This is a genomic window from Geobacillus vulcani PSS1 (genome assembly GCF_000733845.1).
Classification (GTDB): Bacteria; Bacillota; Bacilli; order Bacillales; family Anoxybacillaceae; genus Geobacillus; species Geobacillus vulcani.
The window spans coordinates 1,265,306-1,290,424 of sequence record NZ_JPOI01000001.1; the positions used below are offsets into that span (position 1 = coordinate 1,265,306).

Annotated in this window: 22 protein-coding genes; 16 read left to right on the plus strand and 6 right to left on the minus strand. The window is 52.4% G+C overall.

Annotation, left to right across the window (positions count from 1 at the left end; genetic code table 11):
- The first annotated feature begins 205 nt into the window (after positions 1-205).
- The 13 genes from N685_RS0106760 (at position 206) to N685_RS0106820 (ending at position 14,238) form a co-directional block, all read left to right on the plus strand.
- Positions 206-1,288 (plus strand): glycosyltransferase family 4 protein, encoded by a 1,083-nt coding sequence (locus N685_RS0106760; protein WP_031406952.1) that lies wholly within the window; start codon positions 206-208, stop codon positions 1,286-1,288.
- A gap of 233 nt (positions 1,289-1,521) precedes the next feature.
- Positions 1,522-2,640, plus strand: coding sequence for a DegT/DnrJ/EryC1/StrS family aminotransferase (locus N685_RS0106765; protein WP_031406954.1), 1,119 nt, complete (start codon positions 1,522-1,524; stop codon positions 2,638-2,640).
- A gap of 118 nt (positions 2,641-2,758) precedes the next feature.
- Complete coding sequence (locus tag N685_RS0106770; protein WP_031406956.1) at positions 2,759-3,496, plus strand: GumC domain-containing protein; 738 nt, start codon at positions 2,759-2,761, stop codon at positions 3,494-3,496.
- A complete protein-coding gene (locus N685_RS0106775; protein WP_031406957.1) occupies positions 3,493-4,506 on the plus strand; it encodes a Gfo/Idh/MocA family protein in 1,014 nt (337 codons plus the stop codon). The genes N685_RS0106770 and N685_RS0106775 overlap by 4 nt, the downstream gene beginning before the upstream one ends.
- 16 nt (positions 4,507-4,522) lie before the next feature.
- Positions 4,523-5,836, plus strand: a complete 1,314-nt coding sequence (locus tag N685_RS0106780; RefSeq protein WP_031406959.1) for a nucleotide sugar dehydrogenase — start codon at positions 4,523-4,525, stop codon at positions 5,834-5,836.
- A 17-nt stretch (positions 5,837-5,853) separates the two neighbouring features.
- Positions 5,854-6,585 carry an acyltransferase gene (locus N685_RS0106785; RefSeq protein WP_031406961.1) on the plus strand — a complete coding sequence of 244 codons (732 nt, stop codon included), beginning with the start codon at positions 5,854-5,856 and terminating at the stop codon, positions 6,583-6,585.
- 1 nt (position 6,586) lies between these two features.
- Positions 6,587-8,035 carry a lipopolysaccharide biosynthesis protein gene (locus N685_RS0106790; RefSeq protein ID WP_031406963.1) on the plus strand — a complete coding sequence of 483 codons (1,449 nt, stop codon included), beginning with the start codon at positions 6,587-6,589 and terminating at the stop codon, positions 8,033-8,035.
- Between the two features lie 32 nt (positions 8,036-8,067).
- Positions 8,068-9,126 (plus strand): non-hydrolyzing UDP-N-acetylglucosamine 2-epimerase, encoded by a 1,059-nt coding sequence (gene wecB, locus N685_RS0106795; RefSeq protein ID WP_031406965.1) that lies wholly within the window; start codon positions 8,068-8,070, stop codon positions 9,124-9,126.
- 12 nt (positions 9,127-9,138) lie between these two features.
- A complete protein-coding gene (locus N685_RS0106800) occupies positions 9,139-10,527 on the plus strand; it encodes an O-antigen polymerase (RefSeq protein ID WP_031406967.1) in 1,389 nt (462 codons plus the stop codon).
- On the plus strand, positions 10,528-11,643 hold the full coding sequence (locus tag N685_RS0106805; protein ID WP_031406969.1) for a glycosyltransferase: 1,116 nt from the start codon (positions 10,528-10,530) through the stop codon (positions 11,641-11,643).
- Positions 11,640-12,722 (plus strand): glycosyltransferase, encoded by a 1,083-nt coding sequence (locus N685_RS0106810; protein ID WP_031406970.1) that lies wholly within the window; start codon positions 11,640-11,642, stop codon positions 12,720-12,722. The genes N685_RS0106805 and N685_RS0106810 overlap by 4 nt, the downstream gene beginning before the upstream one ends.
- Positions 12,719-12,985: a hypothetical protein gene (locus N685_RS0106815; protein WP_031406973.1), complete on the plus strand. Its 267-nt coding sequence runs from the start codon at positions 12,719-12,721 to the stop codon at positions 12,983-12,985. The genes N685_RS0106810 and N685_RS0106815 overlap by 4 nt, the downstream gene beginning before the upstream one ends.
- Positions 12,982-14,238 (plus strand): glycosyltransferase family 4 protein, encoded by a 1,257-nt coding sequence (locus N685_RS0106820; protein ID WP_031406975.1) that lies wholly within the window; start codon positions 12,982-12,984, stop codon positions 14,236-14,238. Before N685_RS0106815 ends, N685_RS0106820 begins: the two co-directional genes overlap by 4 nt.
- Before the next feature lie 331 nt (positions 14,239-14,569).
- Here the strand turns inward: N685_RS0106820 and N685_RS0106825 are convergent, their stop codons facing one another.
- From N685_RS0106825 to N685_RS0106845, 5 genes are all read right to left on the minus strand, one after another.
- Positions 14,570-15,904: a SpoIID/LytB domain-containing protein gene (locus N685_RS0106825; protein ID WP_031406977.1), complete on the minus strand. Its 1,335-nt coding sequence runs from the start codon at positions 15,902-15,904 to the stop codon at positions 14,570-14,572.
- Positions 15,905-15,907: 3 nt separating this feature from the next.
- The gene (locus tag N685_RS0106830) at positions 15,908-16,585 is read right to left on the minus strand and encodes an SH3 domain-containing protein (RefSeq protein WP_031406979.1); all 678 of its coding nucleotides are present in this window, start codon (positions 16,583-16,585) and stop codon (positions 15,908-15,910) included.
- 222 nt (positions 16,586-16,807) lie between these two features.
- Positions 16,808-19,249: an SH3 domain-containing protein gene (locus tag N685_RS0106835; protein ID WP_031406980.1), complete on the minus strand. Its 2,442-nt coding sequence runs from the start codon at positions 19,247-19,249 to the stop codon at positions 16,808-16,810.
- 240 nt (positions 19,250-19,489) lie between these two features.
- Positions 19,490-20,497, minus strand: a complete 1,008-nt coding sequence (locus N685_RS0106840; RefSeq protein WP_031406981.1) for an LCP family protein — start codon at positions 20,495-20,497, stop codon at positions 19,490-19,492.
- 32 nt (positions 20,498-20,529) lie between these two features.
- Positions 20,530-21,171, minus strand: coding sequence for a YigZ family protein (locus N685_RS0106845; RefSeq protein WP_031406982.1), 642 nt, complete (start codon positions 21,169-21,171; stop codon positions 20,530-20,532).
- A 222-nt stretch (positions 21,172-21,393) separates the two neighbouring features.
- Between N685_RS0106845 and N685_RS0106850 the strand changes: the two genes are divergently transcribed.
- The 3 genes from N685_RS0106850 (at position 21,394) to N685_RS0106860 (ending at position 24,298) form a co-directional block, all read left to right on the plus strand.
- Positions 21,394-22,575 carry a sensor histidine kinase gene (locus N685_RS0106850; RefSeq protein ID WP_031406983.1) on the plus strand — a complete coding sequence of 394 codons (1,182 nt, stop codon included), beginning with the start codon at positions 21,394-21,396 and terminating at the stop codon, positions 22,573-22,575.
- Positions 22,572-23,246, plus strand: a complete 675-nt coding sequence (locus tag N685_RS0106855) for a response regulator (RefSeq protein WP_031406986.1) — start codon at positions 22,572-22,574, stop codon at positions 23,244-23,246. The genes N685_RS0106850 and N685_RS0106855 overlap by 4 nt, the downstream gene beginning before the upstream one ends.
- Positions 23,247-23,452: 206 nt before the next feature.
- On the plus strand, positions 23,453-24,298 hold the full coding sequence (locus tag N685_RS0106860) for a DegV family protein (RefSeq protein WP_031406988.1): 846 nt from the start codon (positions 23,453-23,455) through the stop codon (positions 24,296-24,298).
- 132 nt (positions 24,299-24,430) lie between these two features.
- Here the strand turns inward: N685_RS0106860 and N685_RS20015 are convergent, their stop codons facing one another.
- A complete protein-coding gene (locus tag N685_RS20015) occupies positions 24,431-24,667 on the minus strand; it encodes a hypothetical protein (RefSeq protein WP_162176088.1) in 237 nt (78 codons plus the stop codon).
- Positions 24,668-25,119 lie beyond the last annotated feature (452 nt).

Sequence of the window (25,119 nt, forward strand, 5' to 3'; positions counted from 1 at the left end):
CAAGATGCTTCGTGTAGAGAGAAGATGTAAAATGTGGAATCGTCCGTCGGATTGGCGCTCGGAGTTTCTCACGGCAAGGGGGAAAAGAAATTTTCCATCCTTGGGGACAAAAAGCGGTGTAAAAAAAGATTGATTTACTCATCGTATATGGTAACATAAAGATGATGTGTGTTTCCGCGATTTTATAAGGCCAAGGTGATTGCACATGAATATGGAAGCATTTGCCGCATGTTTGGCTTCGTTTATCACAGTATTGGTCATCACCCCGTTCGTGATCAAGCTCGCCATCAAAATGGGCGCGGTTGATCGGCCGAACGGGAGGAAAGTGCATACAAAAGTCATGCCAAGGCTTGGCGGATTGGCTATTTTTATTGGTGTGGCCATCGGCTATTTTGTCGGTGGGGTGTATAAAGAGCAAGTGACGGGGATGACGGTCGGCGCCATCATCATCGTGCTCGTCGGGATGCTTGACGATTTGTACGAGCTGTCGCCGAAAGTGAAGCTGGCCGGACAGTTGCTGGCGGCGTTCGTCGTTGTCGCTTCCGGGCTGAAGGTCGATCTTTTGACCGTCCCGTTTGTCGGCACGTTTGAGTTGGGGCTGTGGAGCTACCCGATTACGATATTTTGGATTGTGGCGATTACGAACGCCATCAACTTGATCGACGGGTTGGATGGGTTGTCCGCAGGCATTTCCGCCATTGGGATTGCGGCCATTGCCGTCATGGCGGGCATGGCGGGCAAAATGCTCATTTTCACGCTCTGCTTGATCATCTTGGGCAGCGTCATCGCTTTCTTGTTTTACAACTTCCACCCGGCGAAAATTTTCATGGGGGATACCGGCGCGTTGTTTTTAGGTTATGCCATTTCCGTTCTGTCGGTGCTAGGCCTTTACAAAAGCGTGACGCTCTTCAGCTTCGTCGTTCCGGTGATCATTTTGGGCGTGCCGATTTTCGATACGACGTTTGCCATTATCCGCCGCATTGTGAACAAGCGGCCGATCTCGGCGCCCGATAAGTCGCATCTTCATCATCGGTTGCTCGCTCTTGGTTTTTCGCACCGCAACACGGTCTTGTTGATTTATGCGTTTGGCTTGATGTTTGCGGTCAGCGCTATTTTGTTCTCCGCCTCGACGTTATGGCAGTCCATTCTCATCGTTTTTGCCTTGATCGTCTTCGGGGAACTGCTGGCTGAGCTGATCGGCTTGGTCAATGACCAGTACAAGCCGTTTATGACTTTTATTCGCAAGTTGCTTCGGGGAAGCCGAAAAGTATACGGAAATGACCGATAAATAGCAAAGGGGCCGTTTGTGTCATAAAAGGGACAAACGGCTTTTTTCAGGAATTGTCCTTCTCTGGAAAATTATACCCTTCTTTTTTATTGTTTATGCAGCTTGTGCCATTCCTTCGCTCATTTTTTACGGCAAGGCCAAGATTGCCACAAAACTGTCATTATATATTGTCACAAATGTGATAAACTAAACATGTTTATTCTATATATTTTTTGGATTTGGAGGAACTTGCGATGAACGTGCCAATGTTGGATTTGAGCGAACAGTATGAACAATTGAAGCCGGAGATCATGCGTGTATTGGACGAGGTGATGCGTTCTTCCCGCTTTATTTTAGGGGACTATGTAAAGAAAATGGAAGCGGAAATTGCCGCCTACAGCCGGGCGAAACACGGAATCGGCTGCGGCAACGGAAGCGATGCGATACATATTGCTTTGCAAGCGGCCGGCGTCGGCCCAGGGGACGAAGTCATTACCACATCGTTTACGTTTTTTGCGACAGCTGGAGCCATCGCGCGGCTTGGCGCCAAACCGGTGTTTGTCGATATCGATCCGGTGACGTTCAACATCGATCCTGCGCAAATCGAAGCCGCGGTAACAGAGAAAACGAAAGCCATCATCCCGGTGCATTTATACGGGCAAATGGCGGATATGGAGGCGATCGTTGCGATTGCCAAGCGGCATGGATTGGTTGTCATTGAGGACGCCGCCCAGGCCATCGGCGCGAAATACCAAGGGAAATGCGTTGGCGAGCTGGGGACGGCAGCGACGTACAGCTTCTTCCCGACGAAAAACTTGGGCGCCTACGGGGATGGCGGCATGATCATTACGAACGATGATGAATTGGCGGAAAAATGCAGGGTGATCCGCGTTCACGGCAGCAAGCCGAAATATTACCATCATGTGCTTGGCTACAACAGCCGTCTCGATGAGATGCAAGCGGCGATTTTAAGCGTCAAATTCCCGCATCTGGATCGTTGGACGGAACAGCGGCGCCAGCATGCGGCGACGTATACGCGCCTGCTGCAGGAGGCGGTCGGCGACCTTGTCGTGACGCCGAAAGAGGTCGAGGGGCGCTATCATGTGTTCCATCAATACACGATTCGCGTGCCGAAGCGCGACGAGCTGCAGGCGTTTTTGAAAGAACAGGGGATCGCGACGATGGTGTACTATCCGTTGCCGTTGCATTTGCAGCCGGTGTTTGCTTCGCTCGGGTATAAGGAAGGGCAGTTGCCGGAGGCGGAAAAGGCAGCGAAAGAAGCGCTGTCGCTCCCGATGTTCCCAGAGCTGAAAGAGGAGCAGCAACAATACGTCGTGGAGAAAATCGCGGAATTTTACCGTCATTTCGTTTGATCGTCCAACCTGTCAAAGGAAACGTCACTTGCGCACAGCAATGGCGTTTTCTTTGGCGTTCGATCATTTGTTTTGTTCACAACACTTTGTTATTTTATGATAAGGGATGGTGGCCGGATTGACGGCGGAAAAACGACCGTTTGTGCTATACGAATATTTGCGCTTTTTTTGGCAACGAAAATGGTGGTTTCTTCTCGTTCCGCTTGCGACGATCGTGTTGACCGTCATGGCAGGGAGGCTTTTGTTGCTGGGGGAGAAGTATACGGGGAAAGCAGTCGTGTTTACGGGATCAATTGACGTAAAAGAGTTGACGGATCCGAAAAATATAGAAGCGAAGTTTCCTGAGGTGAAAAACTTGGACGTCGTCGTTCCTGAAGAACAGTACGTGCAAATCACAGTCAAAGGCGACGATGAACAAGACGTGAGCCGGGAATTGAAGCATGTGGTGTCGGAATACAGCCAGGAGCTCGAGCGCCATTCACAAGAACGGATTGATGTCACCACGAAATACTTGCATGCGTTGGAAGAACGGGAGCGCGCATTGCAGCAAAAAGTCGATTATTATAGCGAACAAGTCCAGTCGGGCCGCTTGAATCCAGAACAGCTCGATGACATCAGTGACTTGTTGGTTGAGTCGGAAAACAATTTGACCGAAGTGATGGAGCGCGTCAATCGCATCCGCGGCAATCTTGTCTTTTACGAAAAACCAGCCGTATTGTCGGAAACGGTGGCGAAATCGAAAACGTATACCGGGCAGCTTGCGGCGATCGGCCTTGTCCTCGGCCTGTTTTTGACGGTCGTTTGGCTGACGCTTTGGAAGTATATATTGGACGCGAGGAGGTACTATTCTTCATGATCCGTTTTGCCATTGTCGGCATGGGGCATATCGCGAAAAAACATATCGATGCCATTGAAAAGGCGGACGGCGCTGAGCTGGCGGCCGTGTGCGACACGAACCCGGAACGGCTGCGCGACGTGTCGGATGTTCCTGTTTACACTGACATGGAGACGATGTTGAAGGAGAACGAACAGATCGATGTCGTCAACATTTGTGTTCCGTCCGGATTGCATGCGCCGTTGACCAAGTTGGCGGCCCGTTATCGCCGTCATATCATTGTGGAAAAGCCGATGGCGCTCCGCACGAGCGACGCTGAAGAGATGATCCGGGCGGCGAAAGAATACGACGTGAAGCTCGCGGTCGTTCATCCGAACCGCTTCCGTCCGGCCATTCGGAAGCTGAAAGAGGCGATGGAGCACGGGATGTTCGGAAAACTGAGCCACGCGAACGCCACGGTGCGCTGGAATCGAAATCAAGCCTATTACGATCAGGCGGCGTGGCGAGGGACGAAAGCGTTCGATGGCGGCGTCTTGATGAACCAAGCGATTCACAATTTGGATTTGCTGCTTTGGTTGATGGGGCCGGTCAAGGCGGTGCAAGCGATGGCGGCGACCCGTCTGCGCAAGATTGAGACGGAAGACGTCGCGGCGGCGGTTGTGGAGTTTGAAAGCGGAGCGCTTGGCGTCATCGAGGCAGCGACGACGATTTACCCGCAAAACTTAGAGGAATCGATCGCCATTTTCGGCGAAACGGCATCAGTGAAAATCGGCGGCCGGACGGCGAACTTTATCGAAACGTGGGAAGCGGAAGGCGTCAGTGAGGAAGAGCGAGCAAAGCTCATCGATGAGATCAACGCCGACCCGTTTGGCAAGCCGGGGCACCAATGGATCATTGAAGATATGGTGCAAGCGATTCGCGAAAACCGCGAGCCGATCGTCAATGGTTGGGACGGACTGGCTCCTGTTCGGCTGATCGAAGCCATTTTGCGTTCGGCGGAAACCGGGACAAGAGTGCAATTATCTGAGTAAGAAAGGAATGAGAAGAATGAACTACGCGGAACGGCTGTTGCAAAAGTTTGAGAAACGCGATGCGGTGATCGGCGTGGTTGGGCTTGGCTACGTCGGGCTGCCGCTGGCAGTCGAAAAAGCAAAAGCAGGGTTTCATGTCATCGGCTTTGACATCCAACAAAGCCGTGTCGATCAAGTGAACAATGGAATCAACTACATTGGCGATGTCGTCGATGAAGATCTGCATGAAATGGTCAAACAAGGACGGCTGGTGGCGACGACCGATTACGCCCGGATCGCGGAAGTCGATGCCGTGGCGATCGCGGTGCCGACCCCGCTCGATGCGCATCACCAGCCGGATACGTCGTACGTTGAAAACTCGGCGAAGGAAATCGCGAAATATGCCCATGAGGGGATGCTCGTCGTTTTGGAATCGACCACCTATCCAGGCACGACGGAAGAAATTGTGAAGCCGGCGCTGGAGCAAAAAGGACTTGTCGTCGGGGAAACGGTGTTCGTCGCCTATTCGCCGGAGCGGGTGGACCCGGGCAACAAGCAGTTTAAGACGAAAAATACGCCGAAAGTCGTCGGCGGCGTGACAAAGACGTGCACGAAAGTGGCGGCGGCGATGTATCGAGCCGTGCTTGAAGGCGATGTCCATGAAGTGTCGAGTCCAGCGGTGGCGGAAATGGAGAAAATTTTTGAAAACACGTTCCGCCATATCAACATTGCGTTAGCGAACGAAATGGCCATTTTGTGCGAACGGATGGGCATTGATGTCTGGGAAGTCATCGATGCAGCGAAAACGAAGCCGTATGGATTTATGGCGTTTTATCCGGGACCGGGGCTTGGCGGCCACTGCATTCCGATCGACCCGTTTTATTTGACATGGAAAGCGCGCGAATACAACTACCATACGCGCTTGATCGAGCTGGCTGGCGAAATCAACAACGCCATGCCGGAATATGTCGTCAACCGCGCGATGCTCATTTTGAACGAAGAAGGGAAGGCGCTGCGCGGTTCGAAAGTGACGGTGCTCGGCGTCGCCTACAAAAAAGATATTGATGATGTGCGCGAATCGCCAGTGTTGAAAATCGTCGAGCTGCTCGAGCAATACGGAGCGGAGTTTGCGGTCGTCGACCCGTATGTTCCGTCGTTCCGGGCGTGCAACCGGGTGGTGGAGACGGTCGAGCTGACGCCGGAATTGCTGGAGCAGTCGGATCTTGTCTTGATTGCGACCGACCATTCCAACATCGACTATGAAATGGTCGCTCGTCACAGCCGCGTCGTGTTTGACACACGCAACGCCATGAAAGATGTGTCGAAACCAGCCAAATACGTCAAATTGTAAGCGAAGGAGACGAAACGATGCATATTGTCGATCCCTCTGTTGTTTGCGGTGAACGTGTCGAAATCGGCCATTTCACTGTCATCGAGGCGAATGTAAAAATCGGGAATGACGTTAAAATCGGCCATCGCGTCACGATTCACGAAGGAACGGTCATTGGGGACGGCGTGACGATCGCCGACGGCGCGGTGCTCGGCAAACCGCCGAAGCCGGCGAAAACGAGCACCGTCAAGCTGTCGGGTGAGCTGCCGCCGCTTGTCATTGGCGACCATTGCACGATCGGCGCCAATGCTGTCATCTATCGAGGAGCGACGATCGGCGCCTACACATTGATCGCTGATTTGGCGAGCGTGCGCGAAAACGTGCACATCGGCCAATATGTGATCGTCGGGCGCGGGGTGTGCGTCGAAAACCACGTCCAAATCGGCGATCGGACGAAAATCCAGTCGAACTCCTACATCACGGCTTACACGACGATCGAAGATCATGTGTTCATCGCCCCGTGCGTCACGACGACCAACGACAACTACATGGGGCGGACGGAGGAGCGATTTGCGAAAATCAAAGGGGCGACCATCAAGCGCGGAGCGCGTGTTGGGGGCGGAGCGATTTTGCTGCCGGGCGTGACGGTGGCGGAAGAAACGTTCGTCGCCGCCGGAGCGCTCGTTACGAAAGATACGGAACCGAAAACCGTCGTCAAAGGATTCCCGGCGCGTTTCAGCAAAATGGTGGACGAGCGGGAGTTGTTGTAAATTGTTCGCAGCATTCAAGCGTTTAGGAGCGGATTCGCTCCTTTACGCGTTTATGAACGTCGGCACGAAGCTGATCGCGTTTTTGATGCTGCCGGTTTATACAAGCTATTTGTCCAAGGCGCAGTATGGAGCGGTCTACTTGATTGACCAATGGACGTCGATGCTGACGTTTCTCGTCATTTTTGGAACGGATTCGGCGCTCTCTTTTTACTATTACGACACGGATGACAAAGAGAAGCGCCTTTTGTATGTGCGGAACGTCATGTATGTTCGGCTGTTCATAGTCGCTCTCTTGTTTTTCGCCGTCGTGGTGGCTGGACCATGGATAGCGCATGCCCTGTTGGATGAGCCTGGCGATGTCGATTTGTTGTATCTTAGTCTTATGACCTTGTTGCTTGATACGATTTTCGTTGTAGCGACAACGGTCATGCGCTTTGAATTTCGGACGAAATCGGTCGTCATCTGGACGCTGGTGAAGATGTCGCTGGTCGCCGTGCTGTCGTACGCGGCACTCCGTTGGTTGGCGGCCACTCCCGAAGGATTGCTGATGGGCCGCCTAGTCAGCAGCGCACTCGTCTTTTTGTTGATGCTTCACTTCACGGTAAAGTACATGGTGTGGCGTGTGCGTTGGGATGTAGTCAAGCAGCTTTTGGCTTACGGGGCGCCGCTTGTGCCGACTTCGCTCGCCTTTTGGGCGATCGCCAATGTCAGCACATTGTTTCTCAAACATTTTGCCTCATTGGAGGAAGTGGGAGTGTTTGGGGTAGCCTTACGGTTGGCGACGGTGATTACCTTGATTACGAGCGGGGTGCAAATGGCTTGGCGGCCGTATTCGATGTCGATGAAAGATCGCCCTGGACACCGTGAGCTGTTTGCGAAAGTGTATATGGCGCTTCTTGTCATCGGAGCCGTGGGTTTGGTGGCGATCGCGACGGTAAGTCCGTGGCTGGTCGAGACGTTTTTCAAGCCGGAATACCGGGAAGCATCCGCTTATATCCCGTTTTTGTCGGCCGTGACCTTTTTGAATTTTTATTATTTGATTTTGTCCACCGGTTTATTTTTGACAAAGGAAACCGGCTATATTTCACGAGTGTTCACGTTAGCAGCGCTTCTTCACCTTGTGTTGAACGCCGTTTTGGTGCCGCTTTGGCTCAGCTGGGGGGCGGTTGCAGCCAGCCTCATGACGTATATGGTCGCTGTGGCTTTCATTTTTCGCAAAAGCCAGCAAGTGTATCCCGTGCCGGTGTCATGGAAAAAGATGAATTTCATTTTGGTCGGTACATTGCTCGCCCTCATCGTCATCGTCTATGTCCAGCAGGCGCCGCTTGCTGACGGTTGGGTGCTCGCTGGTTGGGGCTTGTTTGCCGCCATGCTGTTTGCCACCCGGGTTGATCGTGATTTGCGGCGTCCGGTGCGCACGATCGAGGGAGAAAATGTGCAAAATACTTGATAACCGGTCATCTGATCTAGGAGGTGTTTCAGATGAAAATTGCCACCGTGTTGGGCGCCAGACCGCAGTTTATCAAGGCTGCCCCCGTCTCGCGCGTCTTGCGAAAACAATATACCGAAGTGCTGATCCATACCGGGCAACACTATGATCCAAATATGTCGGCCATTTTTTTTGAGGAGTTGAACATTCCGACGCCTGACTACTATCTTGGGGTAGGCTCAGGCAGCCATGGAAAGCAAACAGGGGAAATGCTCATCAAAATTGAGGAAATCGTTCTGAAGGAAAAACCGGATTATGTGCTCGTCTATGGCGATACCAACTCGACGCTCGCGGGCGCTCTTGTCGCGGCGAAGCTCCATATTCCCGTCATCCATGTCGAAGCCGGACTGCGCAGCTTCAACAAGCAGATGCCGGAAGAAATCAACCGCATTATGACCGATCATGTCTCCGAGCTCTTATTTTGCCCAACGGAGACAGCCGTGGAAAATTTACGCAAAGAAAACATTACGCGAAACGTCTGGAATGTCGGCGACGTCATGTATGACGCCATTTTGTACAACAAAGAGCTCGCACAGCGCCAATCGACGATTTTGGCTGATTTGTCGCTGGCGGAACAATCCTACTACTTGATCACCATTCACCGAGCGGAAAATACCGATGACCCCGACAAATTGAAAGCCATTTTGGCTGCCTTTGCGGACATCGACGGCACGAAAGTGTGGCCGATTCATCCGCGGACGCGGCATAAGCTGGAAGAATACGGGTTGGACGTCTCAACGATCCCCGGGCTTCGGCTGATCGATCCGGTCGGTTATTTGGACATGCTGAGGCTGGAGAGCGGCGCGAAAAAAATCATCACCGATTCAGGCGGCGTGCAAAAGGAAGCCTATTTCCTGCGCGTGCCTTGCGTAACGGTGCGCGAACAAACTGAATGGGTGGAAACGCTCGAAGGGGGAGCGAACATCTTAACCGGCACGGACCGCGAGAAGATCGTCGCGGCGGTTCACAAGGAAGTCGCCCCCGTTTATGCGGACGTCTTTGGCGATGGGCATGCGGCGGAGAAAATCGTGGCGGCGATCGGGCAGCGATAAGGGTGCGTCGGCATGTTGGACGTGTTGATTTGGTTGATCGTTTTTGTCGCCTCCACCTTGATGTTTCGCTATGCAGCGGGGACGCTTTCATTGACGGCGCCTAACCTAGTGTCGATTGTGTACTATTACTCGTTTCTTCTGTCGAGCTTCATTGGCGCGTTGCTGATCGCAATGGGAATGGATCATTACTACATGATTCGCAAGTTGTTTCGGCCCGAAGAATACCGACAGATTGGGTTTTTCGTCGTCAGCTTCGTTATGATTGTGTTCCCGCTGTCGATGGTGGTCGTTTCAAGGCTGTTCGGATTTGAAGCTAGGCAGGAGTTTCGCGCTTATATGCGCAAGCCGCTTTCCCCGTTGACCGGAGCGACAGGCAATCAAGTGTTTTATTCGTTTTTGGCCCTGTCCCTGCTCAGTTTTGCCGCCATTGCGTACATGATTTGGAAAACACCGACGATTCCAGTGTTTGCGCTATTTACTGGGACAGACGAAAGCTTGGCGGCGTTGCGCATTGAGGCATCGCGTCATTTTGCCGGAAATGTGCTGTTCCGCAATATTTTTGCCATTACGCTTACGCCGCTGTTATCATTGGCCGCCTATTTGTTTGCCGTGCTCACAAACGAATGGCGGTGGAAGTTGTTGTTTCTTGGCCTGTTCGTCGGAGCGGTATTCGTCAATGTGTATGATTTGGCGAAGTCACCGATTTTCTTTTATGTAATGATGTTTTTGCTCCTGCGCATTTATGTGGGAAAAACAAAGCTATCGGCGGCGAAACTAGCGCTCTACGGTGGGGTCGGGGCGCTCGTGCTCATCGGCATGTACATGGTCATCCAAGGGGTGCGGGACATTGACACGTTTTTGTCTTATAATAAAGGTCCTATTGGCCGTATGATTTTCGCTCAAATCGCGCCGACGTTTCTTCATTTGAACATGTTCGGCGAAGCGCTGCCGTTTCTTTATGGAAAAAGCCTTCCATCATTTTTGACCAACTTGTTTGATGTTGAGAATGTTCGCTCCGCTCGCCTCGTGATGGCGCACGTATTCCCGGAGCGGATCGAAGACGGGACAGGAGGAGTGCTCAACACGCTTTTTGTCGCTGAGGCGTATGCGAACTTCGGCTATGTGGGAATCGTCGTCGGCACGCTCTATGTCGGCGTTGTGACGCAGCTGTTGTACATTGGGTTTCTACGTCTTCCGAAAAATCCTTTGTTTTTAAGTTTGTTCGTTTATTTTTCCATTAACATCCCCCGCACCCTTGTCGGTGGGTTCACCGATTTTTTGTTCAATCCGACCTGGGTGCTGATCGTGGCGTTGTTTGGCGGCATGGCGCTATGGCTGCGGGTGCAGGGGGACTTACGGGCATGGTTTGCAGCGAAAAGGCGAATCACGGATGAGGGATGAATGATGAAAACCGTATTGATTTATTACCCGTTTTCACTCGCCGCGGAACGAAACAGCGGGTCCAAGCTGCGGCCGTATGAAATGCATCAGGCGTTTTTGCGTTGGGGAGCGAAGGAGGGAGTGGACGTTCTTCTGATTGCTGGCACGTCCGCCGAGCGGGAAAAGCAATTTCAAGAGCTCCGCAGCCAAGGCAAGCTCGATGATGTCTGGTTTTGCTATATGGAAAACCAGACGATTCCGCTTTGGCTCACTGACCCAGGACACCGGCCGCAGCGTCCGTTCGTCGATCGGGATGTGCTCCGCTACCTGAAAGGCCGCAACGTTCCCATTGGCGTCTTTTACCGCGACGTCTATTGGAAGTTCCCTGATTTGTATCCGCTCCGCGGTTGGAAAAAAGCGGCCATGCAAATGATATACCGTTGGGAAGAACGGTTTTATGAGCGGTACTGCGATGTCATCTTTTTGCCGAGCCTCGAAATGGGAACATACGTCGCGATCCGCCGCCCGATGGTCGATTTGCCGCCGGGTGGGAAGCAAAAGCCGTTTCAGCGGTCCGGGACGGCAAAACAGCCGCTGAATGCCATTTATGTCGGCGGCATCAACAATGCCGACTACGGGCTTCCGCTCCTGCTTGAGGCGATTCGCCTGGCCAACCGCCGTGAGCCGCTTGTTTCGCTCACCGTCGTCTGCCGAAAAGACGAGTACGAGCGGCAGCCGCTTGCGGTGAAAGAAGAGCTTGCCGCCTTGCAAGTGCGCGTCGAGCACGTCAGCGGCGAAGCGCTCGACCGTTTGTATGCGGAGATGGATTTCGCCTTCATCCCGCGGCGGCGGAGCGAGTACAATGATTTTTCCGTTCCCGTCAAACTGGTCGACTATCTGTCGAGCGGCCTGCCGATTGTTGCCACCGCTTGTTCGGCGCAAAAGCGATTGATTGAAGCGGATGGGTATGGCGTCATTTGCGACGACAACCCGTCGTCGATGGCAGAAGCGATCGCCAAGATGGCGGACATGCTCGAGGAGTGCCGCTTGCGCATTGCGCAGACGTTTATGGCGAAACATTCATGGGAAGCGAGAGTGGAAAAGGTGAAAGAAACGTTGGTGGGGGGCCTCCGATGAAAGTCGCCTTATTGGCTCCAAGCAAATCGATCCATACGTATAAGTGGGCCCGCTTTTACCAAACGCAAGGCATCGACGTGAAAGTCGTGACGTTTAAAGACCATTACGGGCCGGAGCAAGCGAAAGAAGTCGAGACAGTCGTGCTGCCGAAATGGCTGCCGGGGAAGTTGTCGTATTTTTCCACTGTCTTTGCGCTAAAGCGCCTGCTCGCTTCGTTTCAACCAGATATTTTGCACGCTCATTATGCCTCCAGCTACGGGTTGATCGGGGCGCTTGCGGGGTATCATCCGTTTTACGTCTCCGTCTGGGGACGCGACGTGTATCAGTTTCCGAATGCCAATCGCTGGAACCGACGGATGCTTGAATATACATTGCAGCGAGCGGATGTCATTTGTTCGACAAGTCATGTGATGGCGAAAGAAACCGGAAAGTATACGGACAAACCGATCGAGGTGACGCCGTTTGGGGTGGATGTCGCCCGCTTCAAACCATTGCCGAAACAGCCGAAACGGACCGTGACGATTGGCACAGTGAAAGCTCTTTCCGACAAGTACGGGATCGCTGATTTGATTCGAGCGTTTGCCGTTGTGCACGAGCGGCATCCACAAACGGAGCTGTTGATCGTCGGCGATGGGCCGCAGCGAAGTGAATACGAGGAGCTGTGCGCCCGCCTCGGCATCCAATCCGTGACGAAGTTTGTCGGCAAAGTTCCGAACGAACAAGTGCCACTGTACATCAATCAAATGGATATTTTCGCCGTGCCTTCGACTGAAGACAGCGAAAGTTTTGGCGTTGCCGCCGTCGAGGCGATGGCGTGCGGCGTTCCCGTTGTCGTCTCCAACGTCGGTGGGTTGCCGGAAGTCGTCCGTGAGGGAACAACGGGGTTGATTGTGCCGAAAAACAGTCCGGAAAAGCTAGCGGAGGCGTTCGAACGGCTGCTGCTTGATGAGAGGCTGCGGCAACGAATGGGGGAAAACGGCGTCAACCATGTTCATGAACATTACGATTGGACGGAAAATGCGATGCGCATGATCCGATTGTATGAACAAACATTGAAAGGCGGTGGAGGGAGTCGATGAGGAACAAAGCCGTCATGTCAGCCGCCGCGGTTGGTGCTCGTTTGTTGCCGAAAGCGGCGGCTAGGACGCGAAGCCGGCGGCTTTACGTTGGCAAGCTCGTGATGGCCGTTGGCTTACGGCAACGACTATACATCCAAGGACAGCGGAACGATGCCAGGGGGGCGTTGCCCTTTTTCCATGCCTCGTTTGCGCTCACCTCTTGGCGCTCGAAATGGAACGTTTGTTTGCGATTTTGGGGGAAAGTGGTGTGGAGCGGACGATGAGGATCATTTACCTATGCCAACACTTCCCACCGGAAACGGGCGCACCGCAAATTCGTGTGTATGAGGTGAGCAAAGAGCTGATCAAACGGGGGCATCAAGTGGAAGTGCTCACGGCATTCCCGCATCATCCGCACGGCGTCATCCCGGAGCCATACCGCGGCCTGTTTTATTTGTTTGAACAATGGGACGGCATTCCCGTTCATCGGACATGGATTTATCCGTCGCCAAAGGGGAGCTTTTGGAAGCGACTCGCTTCGTATTTTTCATTTACGTTCAGCTCGTTTTATTCATTGCTTGTGAAAGCGAAGCCGACGGATGTGATCATTTGCAATTCCCCGCCGTTGTTTTTAGGGATCACCGGGTACGTGGGCGCGAAGTTGAAACGGGCGAAGTTTGTTTTCAACGTCGCTGACATTTGGCCGGAATCGGCCGTTGAGCTCGGCATTTTGAAAAATCGGCTGTTCATCCGAATGGCGAGATGGCTCGAGCTGTTTTTATACCGGAAGGCTTGGAAAATCGCTGCCGCGACAGAAGGCATTCGCGATTATATGATTGAACAAGGAAAGGCGCCCGAGGATGTCTTTTTATTGCCGAACGGCGTCAACACGGATGTGTTTCGCCCGCTGCCGAAAAACAAAGAGTTGCTTGCGGAATTAGGGCTCGAAGGAAAAGTGGTGTTTACGTACGCCGGAACGATGGGATACGCCCAAGGGCTCGATTCGGTGTTGCGGGCGGCGGCCATCGTCAAAGCAAAAGATGAACGGGCGCATTTCCTGTTTGTCGGCGACGGCCAAGAGCGAGAAAAGTTGATGGCGTTAAAAGAAGAGCTTGGCCTTGACAACGTGACGTTTTACGGATCCGTTCCGGTTGAGAAGATGCCAGCGATTTTCTCCATCACCGATTACAGCATCGTTTCGTTGCGCAATATCGATTTGTTTAAAGGAGCAAGGCCGTCGAAAATTTTCCCGGCGATCGCCACCGGAACCCCGGTGCTGTATTGCGGCGAAGGGGAGAGCGCAGAGATTTTAGAAACATACCATTGCGGAAAAATCGCTCCTCCAGAAAATCCTGAACAGATCGCTGCCGCGGTTCTCGAGTTGCTTTGCCTTCCGAGCGAGGAATACGAAAAGATGGCGGAAAATGGGCGCAAGTTGGCGGTGGAGCAATATTCTTGGAAGCGAATTGTTGATGATTTGCTTCACGCCCTTAGCGATGAAACAAATCGCGAATCCGTTTGGCCGGCAGAACAATAAAAAAGGAAAGGGCGTCAGCTTATAAGCAGGATGCCCTTTCTTTTCTTTTAGGGGAAAAGTGGCTATGTTTCCATTTGGATAGATGCAACGAAGACGTGGAACAGATTCTTGACGGAAAAGCGGTTGGTCCATGTTCGACTGTCGAAAGCAAGCCAAGGCGTGACGGAAGACCGAACAACCGCCTGCTTCACAGACTCCTCGATGGGCCTGGAAGCGGCGTGGTTCGGTCGCTCGACAGTCGATCCCCTCCTCGGTAAAAGCTGCAAATGGGAAAGCTTCAAACATGGCCTCTATATGGAATGATCGTTTTCTTTATCCAATGGCCATGCGATCACTCGAACGAGACTTCCGCCCCACGGAAGTAATGCTCTAAAATTTGCTCTGCCGTCCATCCGCGCTCGGCGAATGCTTTTGCTCCGTATTGGCTCATGCCGATCCGGTGCCCCCATCCTTTTCCAGTGACAGTGATCGAGCTAACCCCTGACGGCGAGGCAGAAAGCGGCACGATGCCATCCGTTGTTTGCACCTTGATTCCTTCGACGCCGGCGAGCGAAACGGTTCCGCTCCCTGTTTGGACGGAGTAAGATGACAAGGAAGAGGCGGCGATGTTGCCGCTGGCCGTTTGAATCGACACGGATGGTCCGCTTTTTTGCACTTGAATGTCAAACCAGTTGGACGGCAAGATGCCGTAAAATTGATTGCCGTCTAGCGGGAATAGTTTGCGGATGGTCGTCTCATTGCCTTTCACCGTTTTTTCGCCTGCCGAGGTTTCAATCGTGACGGCACCCACTTCTCCGTTCGCGCCGGTTTTGGCAATCGAAACGTCGTATAAAACGACTGATGGATCGGTGAACCCGAACGAACGCAACAGCACAGCTGGGGAGAAGGTGAATGACCATCGGCTGTATGGCGATGATTCATACGGGTCATCGACGCTCGCTAAATATGGGTAGGCGGTTTGCGACGAGTTCCAGACGTCGCTTACATTGGCGGTTCTGCCGCCGCTTGTCGAGTGGTAATACGTTTCAATGACACTGCCATTATATTTCAGATACAATCCTCTTGTCGCATCCACTGCCGCGTTCGATCGTGGAGATTCTCCATCATATCCTTTATACGTCTGTGTGTTTGGATTGGTCGTCAAACTTGTTTTATGTTTATAGGCATAGTTTCGGGCCGCAATGGCTTGCGCCTTCAGCGCTTCGAGCGGCCAAGAGGCAGGCATCTCGCTCGGTACGACTCCTTTTAAATAATCTTCCATATCTAAAATATTGACAGCATACAAGACGTTGCTTTGCAAGCGAATGTCGACGCTGCCGCGATAACGGGTTTGATTCACTTTCACCAGCGACAAAGGCGCAGCGCCGATCGTTTCTTGAATGGTAAATCCCGTGCTTGAAAAATCCGTTTTTCCGTTGTACGTGACAAACACGGTCGAAGAGGAAGACCGGAATGTCAGGCTTGTCCCGCTTGGCAGCGGGGTGATCGTCAACGTCTCTTTATTGACGATTTGATAGTTTCCTTCGACGGCGACTGTCACCGATGTCCCTTTATATACAAGGACTTGCACGGGATTGTTGTACGTTTTCACCCCAGCGGCGTTCGAAGCGGAAGGAGAGATGATGAGCAAAAACAGGCCGACGGCCAACCACGCCAATTTTTTCACCGTCTACTTCACCTCACCAAATTCAGCGGCCATCCAACCCCGACGCCCATCAGACAGTTGCACGTTGTACCATTTCTCCCCTTTGCTGTTGGTAAACGGCTGAATATAGACCATCACTGTTCCCTTTGGAACGGTCGCAATAATCGGATAAGAAGTCGTCGCTCCTTTTCGAATATTGACTGCGGCTGTGGCGATGACATGCTTGGTGCTGTCGCTGCTGACGGCGGATGTCGAGACATCGCCGGAATAAATCCAACCTTTCGACGAAGAGGAGAGAACGATGTTGTACCACAATCCTTGGGAAGTAAGGTGCGCCCCGACTACTTGCAGTGAAGATCCTGCCTGTTTATAAGTGATGACGCGGTAGCTCGTTGACGCTCCGCTGCGGATGGCCGCATTGTTTTTCACTACATAGACGACAGAAGGTAAAGACGGCGAAGCGGGCTTGCTGGCAAGTTGTTGTTGAAGTTGTTGAATTTGTTGTTGTTGGGCGGTCAGTTGCGCTTTCAAGTTGGCAATGTCGTTTTTCATTGGGTTGAGCTGGGAAGTCACCCAGTCGACGCTCGCTAACACGACTTCTTCCGATGCTTTCATCGCTGATGGCGTAAACAAGAGAGCGCCTGCCGTCATTCCGACCGCCAGGCTGGCAGCAACGGCCCATTTGGATTTTCGTTTCATCATGTTCATCTCCCCCGTTTTTGGATATGGCAAAGAAAGGAGAATAATAGCTTTCCTAACGAAAAGGCCGGTGAGCCCCAACGGATTCGCTCGGTTCATGAGAAATCGCGGGGAATGACAATGCGATGCTGTCATGTTCCTCGGTTTGACGAACTCCGTTGTAAAGCTTTGCCATCCATTGCATTACCGGCCTTCTCATGCTATTATTCTCCGAATACGAACAAACTAGAATTGACTGAAATACTCTTCCAATCCTTCGCGAATGCCGACGGCCGCTTTTTGGCGGAACGCTTTCGTTTTGAGCAGCGCCTCCTCATTTGGATTGGAGAGGAAGGCCAGCTCAACAAGAATGCTTGGCAGCTCGTTTTTTCGGTTGACGTAATAGTCTTGCGTTTTATGGCCGCGGTCGTACGTTCCGAGCTGTTGGACAAGATGTTTTTGCACAATGGCGGCCAACTGTTGGCTTTTTGGCCCATTGAAGTTGCTCGATACGTTGTAGTACGTTGTCGTTCCGCGAGATGTCCGCGAGTACGAGTCGGCGTGAATGCTGATGAAGGCGTCGTAATCGGAACTGTTGGCGATCCATGTCCGTTCAGACAGCTCCAAAAAGATGTCGGTGCTCCGCGTCAATTTGACGATGGCCCCGGCCCGTTCCAATTCTTCTTTTAGCAATAAGGCGGTGTCGAGAGTAATATCTTTTTCCCGCGTGCCGCCAGGACCGATCGCTCCCGTGTCGTGCGCTCCATGCCCTGCGTCAATGATGATTTTTTTGCCTTTGAGCCCGGTCTCGAGAATTTTCAGCGTCAATCGGTCGCTGTAATGGCGAAGGGTGAACGTGTACCCCGGTTCAAAGGTGATGAGCAGGCTGCTGCCGGTCCATTCCACGGTTTGTATGCCGGGAATATCGGTCGACGGGACTTCAGCGTAGGAAAACGAGCCGGTGATTTTCAGACGATTGCCCGGCAACAACGAATAGGAGACGCGGAAATTGGAAGTTTTTCTCCATATCAAATAGGCATCTTCGTTGATGGTCGAAAACGTTGGTTCAACGAGACTATTTAAGGCGACGGTAGAGGTGCTCGATTCCTCAACCCATCCGCGGACGCCATTGGATGTTTCGACATTCAGCCACCCATGATATTCGTACAGGACAGCAAGCCGCTCGTTCGCTGCCAACGCCTTCAACGATTGATAGTTCGAAGATGCACCTCGTCGTAACGGAGTGTTGGCCTGTTTGACGTATACGTAGGATGGGGCTTTTACTTCAAACGCCGGCATCCATCCCGTTTTTCCCGATGCAGAGGTGACTTGCACCCAGTCGAACGGAGACGCGTCTGTCGTCTTCAAAACCGTGACCATTCTGTTTTTCGCAATCCGCTCGATGACTGCGGCGCTCAACGAAGGTTCGGCAAACAGCGCCGCATTAGCGGTTGTCACCTGTTTTTGCATCCCTTCGCTGGCTGGTGGGGAAAGGTAGGACTTGGTTACGACCGTCTCGTGCACCCAGCCGAGCGTTTTTCCATTGAGGGACACTTTGTACCAAAGCGCTCCCGACGCATCTTTGGCGCTTGACAGGCTGTTCAGTTTGGTTCCCTTTTTCAGTTGGGTGACGACTTTTGCTTTTAAAGATGGAGCTTGCCGCACATTGGCGACCGACACGCTGACCGTCAGCGGCTGGCCTGAGATGCTGGACGTATCCGAGACACCGCTTGGAACCGAAATGGTTGATGACATCGACAACACTTTTTCCGACACCCATCCTCGGACATGTCCGAGATCAACGCGGTACCAAAGCTCCTGACCATGTGTGACGAACAAATCGATCACCTTGACAGATTGACCGCGTGACACTGTGGCGACGGCGCGGTAATGGACGCTCGCCCCGCGGCGAACCGGGGAGGACTGCACAACGTTCATGAATGCCGGCAAAAGTGTCGGAAGCTGTTCCGGTATGTAGATCTGTTCCGTTTTTACCCATCCTTTGACTCCCGCCCATTCCACACGCACATACTGTTCCCCGAGCGAATTGGTGAACTCGGCAATGATGGAGACGACATCGCCGTTAGACAGTGTTTTCACGATTGGATAGTAAGGGGATGCCCCTTTGCGCATTGCAATGTCGTTAGCGGCGATGACTGCCCGCTTTCCGACGAGCATAGAAGGCGGTTGGTTGGAAAAGCTGTCCGCCCGCGCCCAGCCGGCGACGCCTCCGTATTCGATGCGGTACCACGTTTCACCATAGGCATTTTGAAACTCATTAATGACTTTCACTTGTTGGCCAGCGGGAATCGAACCAACGGCTCGATATGAATCCGTCGCTCCTCTTCTCAGCAACGAGTCTTGTTTGGCGAACATCACGGTAGGAAAAGCAGAAGAGACGCGCGCTTCAGAAAAGCTGTCGGCCCGCGCCCAGCCGGTGACGCCTCCGTACTCGATGCGGTACCACGTTTCGCCAGCAGCATTTTGGAACTTGTCGATGATCTTCACTTGTTGGCCAGCCGGAATCGATCCGACGACTTGATATGAATCGGTCGCTCCCCTCCTTAGCAAAGAGTTCTGCTCAGCGACCATAAGGGTCGATGAGGATGGACTCCCATCTGCAGCCAAGGCGGCTGACGGCCATAGCGGGCAAGTCGCCAACAAGACGGAAAGAAGCGTTTTTTTCAAGGATTCGATCCCCCCTTTTTTTCAAGTTTGCGTTTTCTCTACTATCATAGCGAATTTTGCCGTTTTATCCAACCCGAATTCAGTCCTATTATGAGGAAAAATGAAATGTTTTGTTGAAAAAGGGAGAATGAGAGGACGATGACGGTTGCGGAAGACGAGAAAGCTCATATGTGTGTGGCGGTCAAAATAGGAAAAAAGGTGCCCGGTTGTGGTCTTTTGGGCACCTTTTCTTACAGACTATTAATTTTCGCTTTGCGCCGACGGCGAATCGTTGCGTGTGAGGGAGGCGTTGGACGTCTCAAGCGCTTGCCGAAGCGTTTCATTGATTGAGCTGACCGATTGCTCGTCAGGGATGTAGTAGTACACGCCGTTGATCGTTTCGTCGTATCCTTTCAAATGTAAATTTTCTACATCCGCGTTCTTCATTTTTTGATAGACATAGATGAACGACAACAAATCGGACGGAGGGATGTTCGTCCGCACGTGATCCCCTAAATCGGCGATGACGTCATCCAGCTTCGGCAGCGAGGTGATGGACGTGCTTTTGTCAATAATGGCACGAATGACTTGTTTTTGCCGCTCGTTTCGGCCAAAGTCGCCGCGGGGGTCGGATTTTCTCATGCGCACATAGGCGAGCGCTTCATTGCCGTTCAACTCTTGTTTGCCTTTATGGAACGTATGCCATTTGAGCGAACCTGTCAGTTGGGCTTTGAATGTGAACGGAACATCCACCGTGACGCCGCCTAACGAATCGACAATTTTTTCGAACCCTTCAAAATCAGTCGTCACGTAATAGTCGATCGGTACATCGATCAGCTCATTGACGGCTTCAATTGTCGATTGAATGCCTCCATGACTGTAGGAGTGGGTGATTTTGTCTTTCCGCCCTTCGCTCGGGATGTAAACGCGCGTGTCGCGCGGAATGCTTAACAAATACACTTTGTTCGTTTTCGGATTGACGGTCAACAACATGACGACATCAGACCGTCCCTCCTCGTCGTGGTACTGGTTTTCGACCCCAACCAACAGCACGGTAAACGGATCTTTGTGCATTTCGATATTCTTCGGCGGCTTACCTGATGGATCGAGAGCTTGATAAATTTTGCTTGACGCTTGTTTCGTCTCGGAATAAATATTGTAGCCAAAAGCGCCGACGCCCCCGAGCAAAAGAAAAAACACGAGCAAAAAGAATCGGCGGAGCCGCTTTTTTTTCTTCCGCTTTTTTATCGTTTTTCTTGTATGATTCATCGTTTAACCCTTCTTTCCTTTACGGTGTCGTTTTAGGAAGACGGAAGCAGCCGCTCGGCATACTCCATCGCTCCCGCCTGAATGTCCGCCCTTCCGTTTGTCAGTTCGGTCATCCACTCGCCGAACGAAGACTGACCGTCCTCGGGAACGAGAACGTCAAAGGTGACGCGATCGGCATAGTGGATATTTTTCACCGCATATACGGAAGAGCGCAGTTCATTTTCCACTTTCCCGAGCCATGGATAGTCGATCGTGACATGCATGACGCGCATGAGCCGACGCTCGACGATGCCGGCAGCATTCAGGCCTTCGGAGACGGCGCGGCTGTAAGCGCGCACCAACCCGCCTGCGCCGAGCTTGATGCCGCCGAAGTAGCGGGTGACAACGGCGACGGTGTCTTTCACCCCTTTTTTCTTCAGCACTTCAAGCATGGGCACCCCTGCAGTGCCGCTCGGCTCGCCGTCATCGTTCGCTTTTTGGATTTGATCATGCTCGCCGATCAAATAGGCGGAGCAGTTGTGGGTCGCGTCCCAATGTTTTTTCTTGATCTGTTGAATAAAGGCGACAGCCTCTTCTTCCGTTTCAGCGCGATTGACATAGCAAATAAACCGTGACTTTTCGATCACGATTTCGTGTTCGCCATATCCTTTGACCGTGTAATATGTTTGCAACAAAGCAAAACACCTCAACATACAAAAAACGCGAAAACGGTTTAATGTTGTTTATTTTTTTTTTGCATGAATGGCTAGCGCTCGATTCTAATTATGGTAAACTGAAAATAAAAGAGCAATAGATAGGGCATGCTTTTATTATTATAAATCGACAACTTTTTTCCTTCAAACAAATTTTGCTGGCGCCCATGCGTACCGTTTGGCAGCGCTGTTGGAGGTTGGCAAATGGCTGAGGCAAAACAATGGGACGTGAAGCAGTTAGATCGGATTGTCGAAAAAATGATCGACACCGTTCAACATAGCAAAGACGAAATTTTCCGCATCGGGGAGCAGTCGCGTCAAGAGCATGACCATTTGCTTCGCGAACTCGAGGAGGTGAAGCGGCTGACAGTGCAGGCGATCGAAGAAGCGGATCAGCTGGAAATGGAAGCGCGTCAGGCGCGCCGCCGCCTGTCGGAAGTGAGCCAAAACTTTTCCACCCACTCGGAGCAAGATATTCGCGAGGCGTATGAACAGGCGCACGAGCTGCATATGAAACTGGCGATGGTGCGCGAGCGGGAGAAACAGTTGCGGCTGCGCCGCGACGAGCTCGAGCGGAGATTGGCGAGTCTGGTGCAAATTATCGAACGCGCCGATTATTTGGTTGGACAGATTACCGTCGTGCTCCACTACTTAAACAGCGATTTCCGCCAAGTCGGCGAGCTCATTGAAGGAGCGAAGCAAAAGCAGGAATTTGGGTTGAAAATCATTGAAGCCCAAGAAGAAGAGCGTCGTCGGCTGTCGCGGGAAATCCATGACGGCCCCGCGCAGCTGCTCGCTCATGTCCTTCTTCGGTCTGATTTGGTCGAAAAGGTGATCAAAGAGCGAGGGACAGAGGCGGCGATCGCCGAAATTCGCGATTTTCGCAAAATGGTGCGCTCGGCTTTGTCCGAAGTGCGCCGCATCATTTACGATTTGCGGCCGATGGCGCTTGATGATTTAGGATTGGTTCCGACTCTAAAAAAATACTTGCAAACGACCGAAGAATATAATAAAGGAGTCCATATTTCCTTTGTACATATCGGCGAAGAAATTCGGCTGCCGTCGCGGATGGAGGCGGCTGTGTTTCGGCTTGTCCAAGAGTCGGTGCAAAACGCTTTGAAGCACGCCGAAGCGCGCCATATCGACGTCAAAATGGAAGTGACGTGCCATCATCTGCTTGTCAGCGTCAAAGACGATGGCAAAGGGTTTGATCCATCGGTGAAAAAAGAAAATACGTTCGGCTTGATCGGGATGCGGGAGCGGGTGGAGCTGCTCGGCGGCGCGCTGGCCATCCGCTCAAAGATTGGCCACGGAACGACCGTGTTCATTCGCGTTCCGCTCGACCGCTCGACTGACGAAACGAACAAGGAGGAGAGGAAACGATGAAAACACGCATCGCGATTATCGACGATCACCAGCTGTTTCGTGAGGGCATCAAGCGCATTTTGGAGTTTGAGGGCGATTTTGAAGTCGTAGCGGAAGGAAGCGACGGGAGCGAGGCGCTTTCGATCGTCGAAACATACCGCCCAGATTTGGTGCTGATGGACATTAACATGCCGGACATCAACGGCGTTGAAGCGACGAAACAGCTGATTGAAGCTTACCCTGATACGAAAGTGGTTGTGTTGTCGATTCATGACGATGAAAACTATGTCATGCGCGCCTTGCAGACGGGAGCAACGGGGTATTTGTTGAAGGAGATGGATGCAGATACACTGATTGAAGCGGTGAGAATCGTCGCCGAAGGTGGGTCATATTTGCATCCAAAAGTGACGCACAACTTGATTCGCGAATACCGCCGCCTGGCGACGGAAAAAGGCGGCGCAGTGGTCAAGCAGGAGGTGCGCCGTCCGCTCCATTTGTTGACGCGGCGCGAGTGCGAAGTGTTGCAGCTTTTAGCTGACGGCAAAAGCAACCGCGCCATCGGCGAGGCGCTGTACATTAGCGAGAAAACGGTGAAAAACCACGTCAGCAGCATCTTGCAAAAATTAAATGTCAACGACCGGACGCAAGCCGTTGTGGTAGCGATCAAAAACGGCTGGGTTGAGGTGCGCTGACCGTTAGGAGTTTCCTTATCGTAACCCCCTTAGCTGATCTTGGGAGAGTTTCCGTACTGCCTCTGTTTGGCATGTCTTTTGTTGCAACGGCCGTGCGGCGTTGAACTGCCTCGAGAAGCGACCGGGCTCCTTCCACTTTTCGTAGTGGGTGTGTCTCTTTTTTGGTATAATGGAAGAAAATCCGAAATCAGGAAGGAAGGACGTTCGTGAAAACGGCAATTGTCACCGATAGCACCGCCTATTTGCCGAAAGAGGTGCGCGAGAGGCTTGGCATTCGCCTCATTCCGCTCAGCGTCATTTTCGGAAATGAGACGTATCGCGAAGAGATGGATATGACGGCTGATGAATTTTTTGTCAAAATCAAGCAGCATCCGACGTTGCCGACGACGTCTCAACCGTCGGTCGGTGAATTCGTTGACTTGTTCACTGCCATTCGTGAGGAAGGGTACGACGCTGTCATCAGCATCCACCTCTCAAGCGGCATCAGCGGCACGTACCAAGGGGCGGTTACGGCGGGGACGATGGTCGAAGGATTGAGCGTTTACGCCTACGACTCGGAAATCAGCTGCATGGCACAAGGGTTTTACGCCATTGAAGCTGCCGAGATGGCGCAGGCGGGGAAAACGCCGGACGAGATCCTCGCCCGCCTCGATGAAATGAAGCGAACGTTGCGCGCTTATTTTATGGTCGACGACTTGTCCCACCTGCAGCGCGGCGGACGGCTGACCGGGGCGCAGGCGTTCATCGGCGGCCTCTTGCAAATCAAGCCGCTTCTTCGCTTTGAAAACAAAGTGATTGTGCCATTTGAAAAAATCCGCACGCGCAAAAAGGCGGTCAAACGAATCGAAGAACTGTTCGCCGAAGATGCGGACAAAGGCGTGCCGCTCAAAGCCGCCATCATCCACGCCAACCAGCCGGATGAGGCGAGCCGCTGGCGCGACGAGCTGTCCGCTCGCTATCCGCACGTCGAGTTTTGGATCAGCTATTTCGGCCCGGTCATCGCCACCCACGTCGGCGAAGGTGCGCTCGGGTTGACGTGGTATCAGCCTTAAGCCGGGGCCGCCAAGCGCCGCCTCGAGGCTTGATAGCCGGGCGCAAGGCGGAACGGTCCGCTCCGCCTTGCGCCGCGGCGAATTTGTTGTCTAGTTTTGGCTGTCTCGTCGATCAAGATGGTTTAGTCTTTCCTATTTGGCTTTCATGGAACGAAATGATCGGAATGAGTCTTTAGCAATGTGGATCTTATTCATACGGAATTTTTCCTGTTCCTCGTCCAGCTTCGCTGCACCGCCATTTCGTGAGCCGCTCTCCTTCGGCTGTATTCTCCATAACCGCTCGCAGCTGACGAATTCATCCGTGACAAACATAAGAGCGAGAAAGCCTATTCCTTTAAGTGTGTGGAATGTCAAATTCGTCAGCTGCATCTTCTTCTTCTCTCTCCGCTTTATGAAACGGACCGGAGATGTGGGGCTGGCCGAACTTGTCGAACGGTTTTCCTTTCCTGAAAAATGTGTCGCTATTTCCCTGGGAATGTTGTCGAAACACGTTGTCGATCGACTCGATGACTCTCCGTGGATTTTTGATGTTGTCGGATTTCGCTTTATCCTTTTCTTTCGAAGGTCGATAGATAGGTTGTGAAAAAGGCGGTCCAACCACATCTTGACTCCATTGGGAAGCCCTTTTTGCCTCCACTTTCTTTGCCGATCGAAGGCTGCCGTTTTTTGCTTCCTCCCCATCTTTTCATCATTTTGTTAGAAGGGCGGTGATTTGCTAGCACAACCGCTTTCTCGCTTCGTTTTTCAACTAGAAAAACCTTGTAGCGTCGTTCCTTCTTTTCACACATTCAACTCATCGATCAAGGGGAACAGCGGTTTTC

What these genes read in the sequence shown, in the direction of transcription:
- N685_RS0106775 (WP_031406957.1), top strand. Translation starts at nt 3,493, where the DNA reads ATGATCCGTTTTGCCATTGTCGGCATGGGGCATATCGCGAAAAAACAT.
- N685_RS0106765 (WP_031406954.1), top strand. Translation starts at nt 1,522, where the DNA reads ATGAACGTGCCAATGTTGGATTTGAGCGAACAGTATGAACAATTGAAG.
- wecB (WP_031406965.1), top strand. Translation starts at nt 8,068, where the DNA reads ATGAAAATTGCCACCGTGTTGGGCGCCAGACCGCAGTTTATCAAGGCT.
- N685_RS0106850 (WP_031406983.1), top strand. Translation starts at nt 21,394, where the DNA reads ATGGCTGAGGCAAAACAATGGGACGTGAAGCAGTTAGATCGGATTGTC.
- N685_RS0106805 (WP_031406969.1), top strand. Translation starts at nt 10,528, where the DNA reads ATGATGAAAACCGTATTGATTTATTACCCGTTTTCACTCGCCGCGGAA.
- N685_RS0106780 (WP_031406959.1), top strand. Translation starts at nt 4,523, where the DNA reads ATGAACTACGCGGAACGGCTGTTGCAAAAGTTTGAGAAACGCGATGCG.
- N685_RS0106855 (WP_031406986.1), top strand. Translation starts at nt 22,572, where the DNA reads ATGAAAACACGCATCGCGATTATCGACGATCACCAGCTGTTTCGTGAG.
- N685_RS0106820 (WP_031406975.1), top strand. Translation starts at nt 12,982, where the DNA reads ATGAGGATCATTTACCTATGCCAACACTTCCCACCGGAAACGGGCGCA.
- N685_RS0106800 (WP_031406967.1), top strand. Translation starts at nt 9,139, where the DNA reads ATGTTGGACGTGTTGATTTGGTTGATCGTTTTTGTCGCCTCCACCTTG.
- N685_RS0106840 (WP_031406981.1), bottom strand. Translation starts at nt 20,497, where the DNA reads ATGAATCATACAAGAAAAACGATAAAAAAGCGGAAGAAAAAAAAGCGG.
- N685_RS0106760 (WP_031406952.1), top strand. Translation starts at nt 206, where the DNA reads ATGAATATGGAAGCATTTGCCGCATGTTTGGCTTCGTTTATCACAGTA.
- N685_RS0106785 (WP_031406961.1), top strand. Translation starts at nt 5,854, where the DNA reads ATGCATATTGTCGATCCCTCTGTTGTTTGCGGTGAACGTGTCGAAATC.
- N685_RS0106810 (WP_031406970.1), top strand. Translation starts at nt 11,640, where the DNA reads ATGAAAGTCGCCTTATTGGCTCCAAGCAAATCGATCCATACGTATAAG.
- N685_RS0106830 (WP_031406979.1), bottom strand. Translation starts at nt 16,585, where the DNA reads ATGATGAAACGAAAATCCAAATGGGCCGTTGCTGCCAGCCTGGCGGTC.
- N685_RS0106815 (WP_031406973.1), top strand. Translation starts at nt 12,719, where the DNA reads ATGAGGAACAAAGCCGTCATGTCAGCCGCCGCGGTTGGTGCTCGTTTG.
- N685_RS20015 (WP_162176088.1), bottom strand. Translation starts at nt 24,667, where the DNA reads ATGCAGCTGACGAATTTGACATTCCACACACTTAAAGGAATAGGCTTT.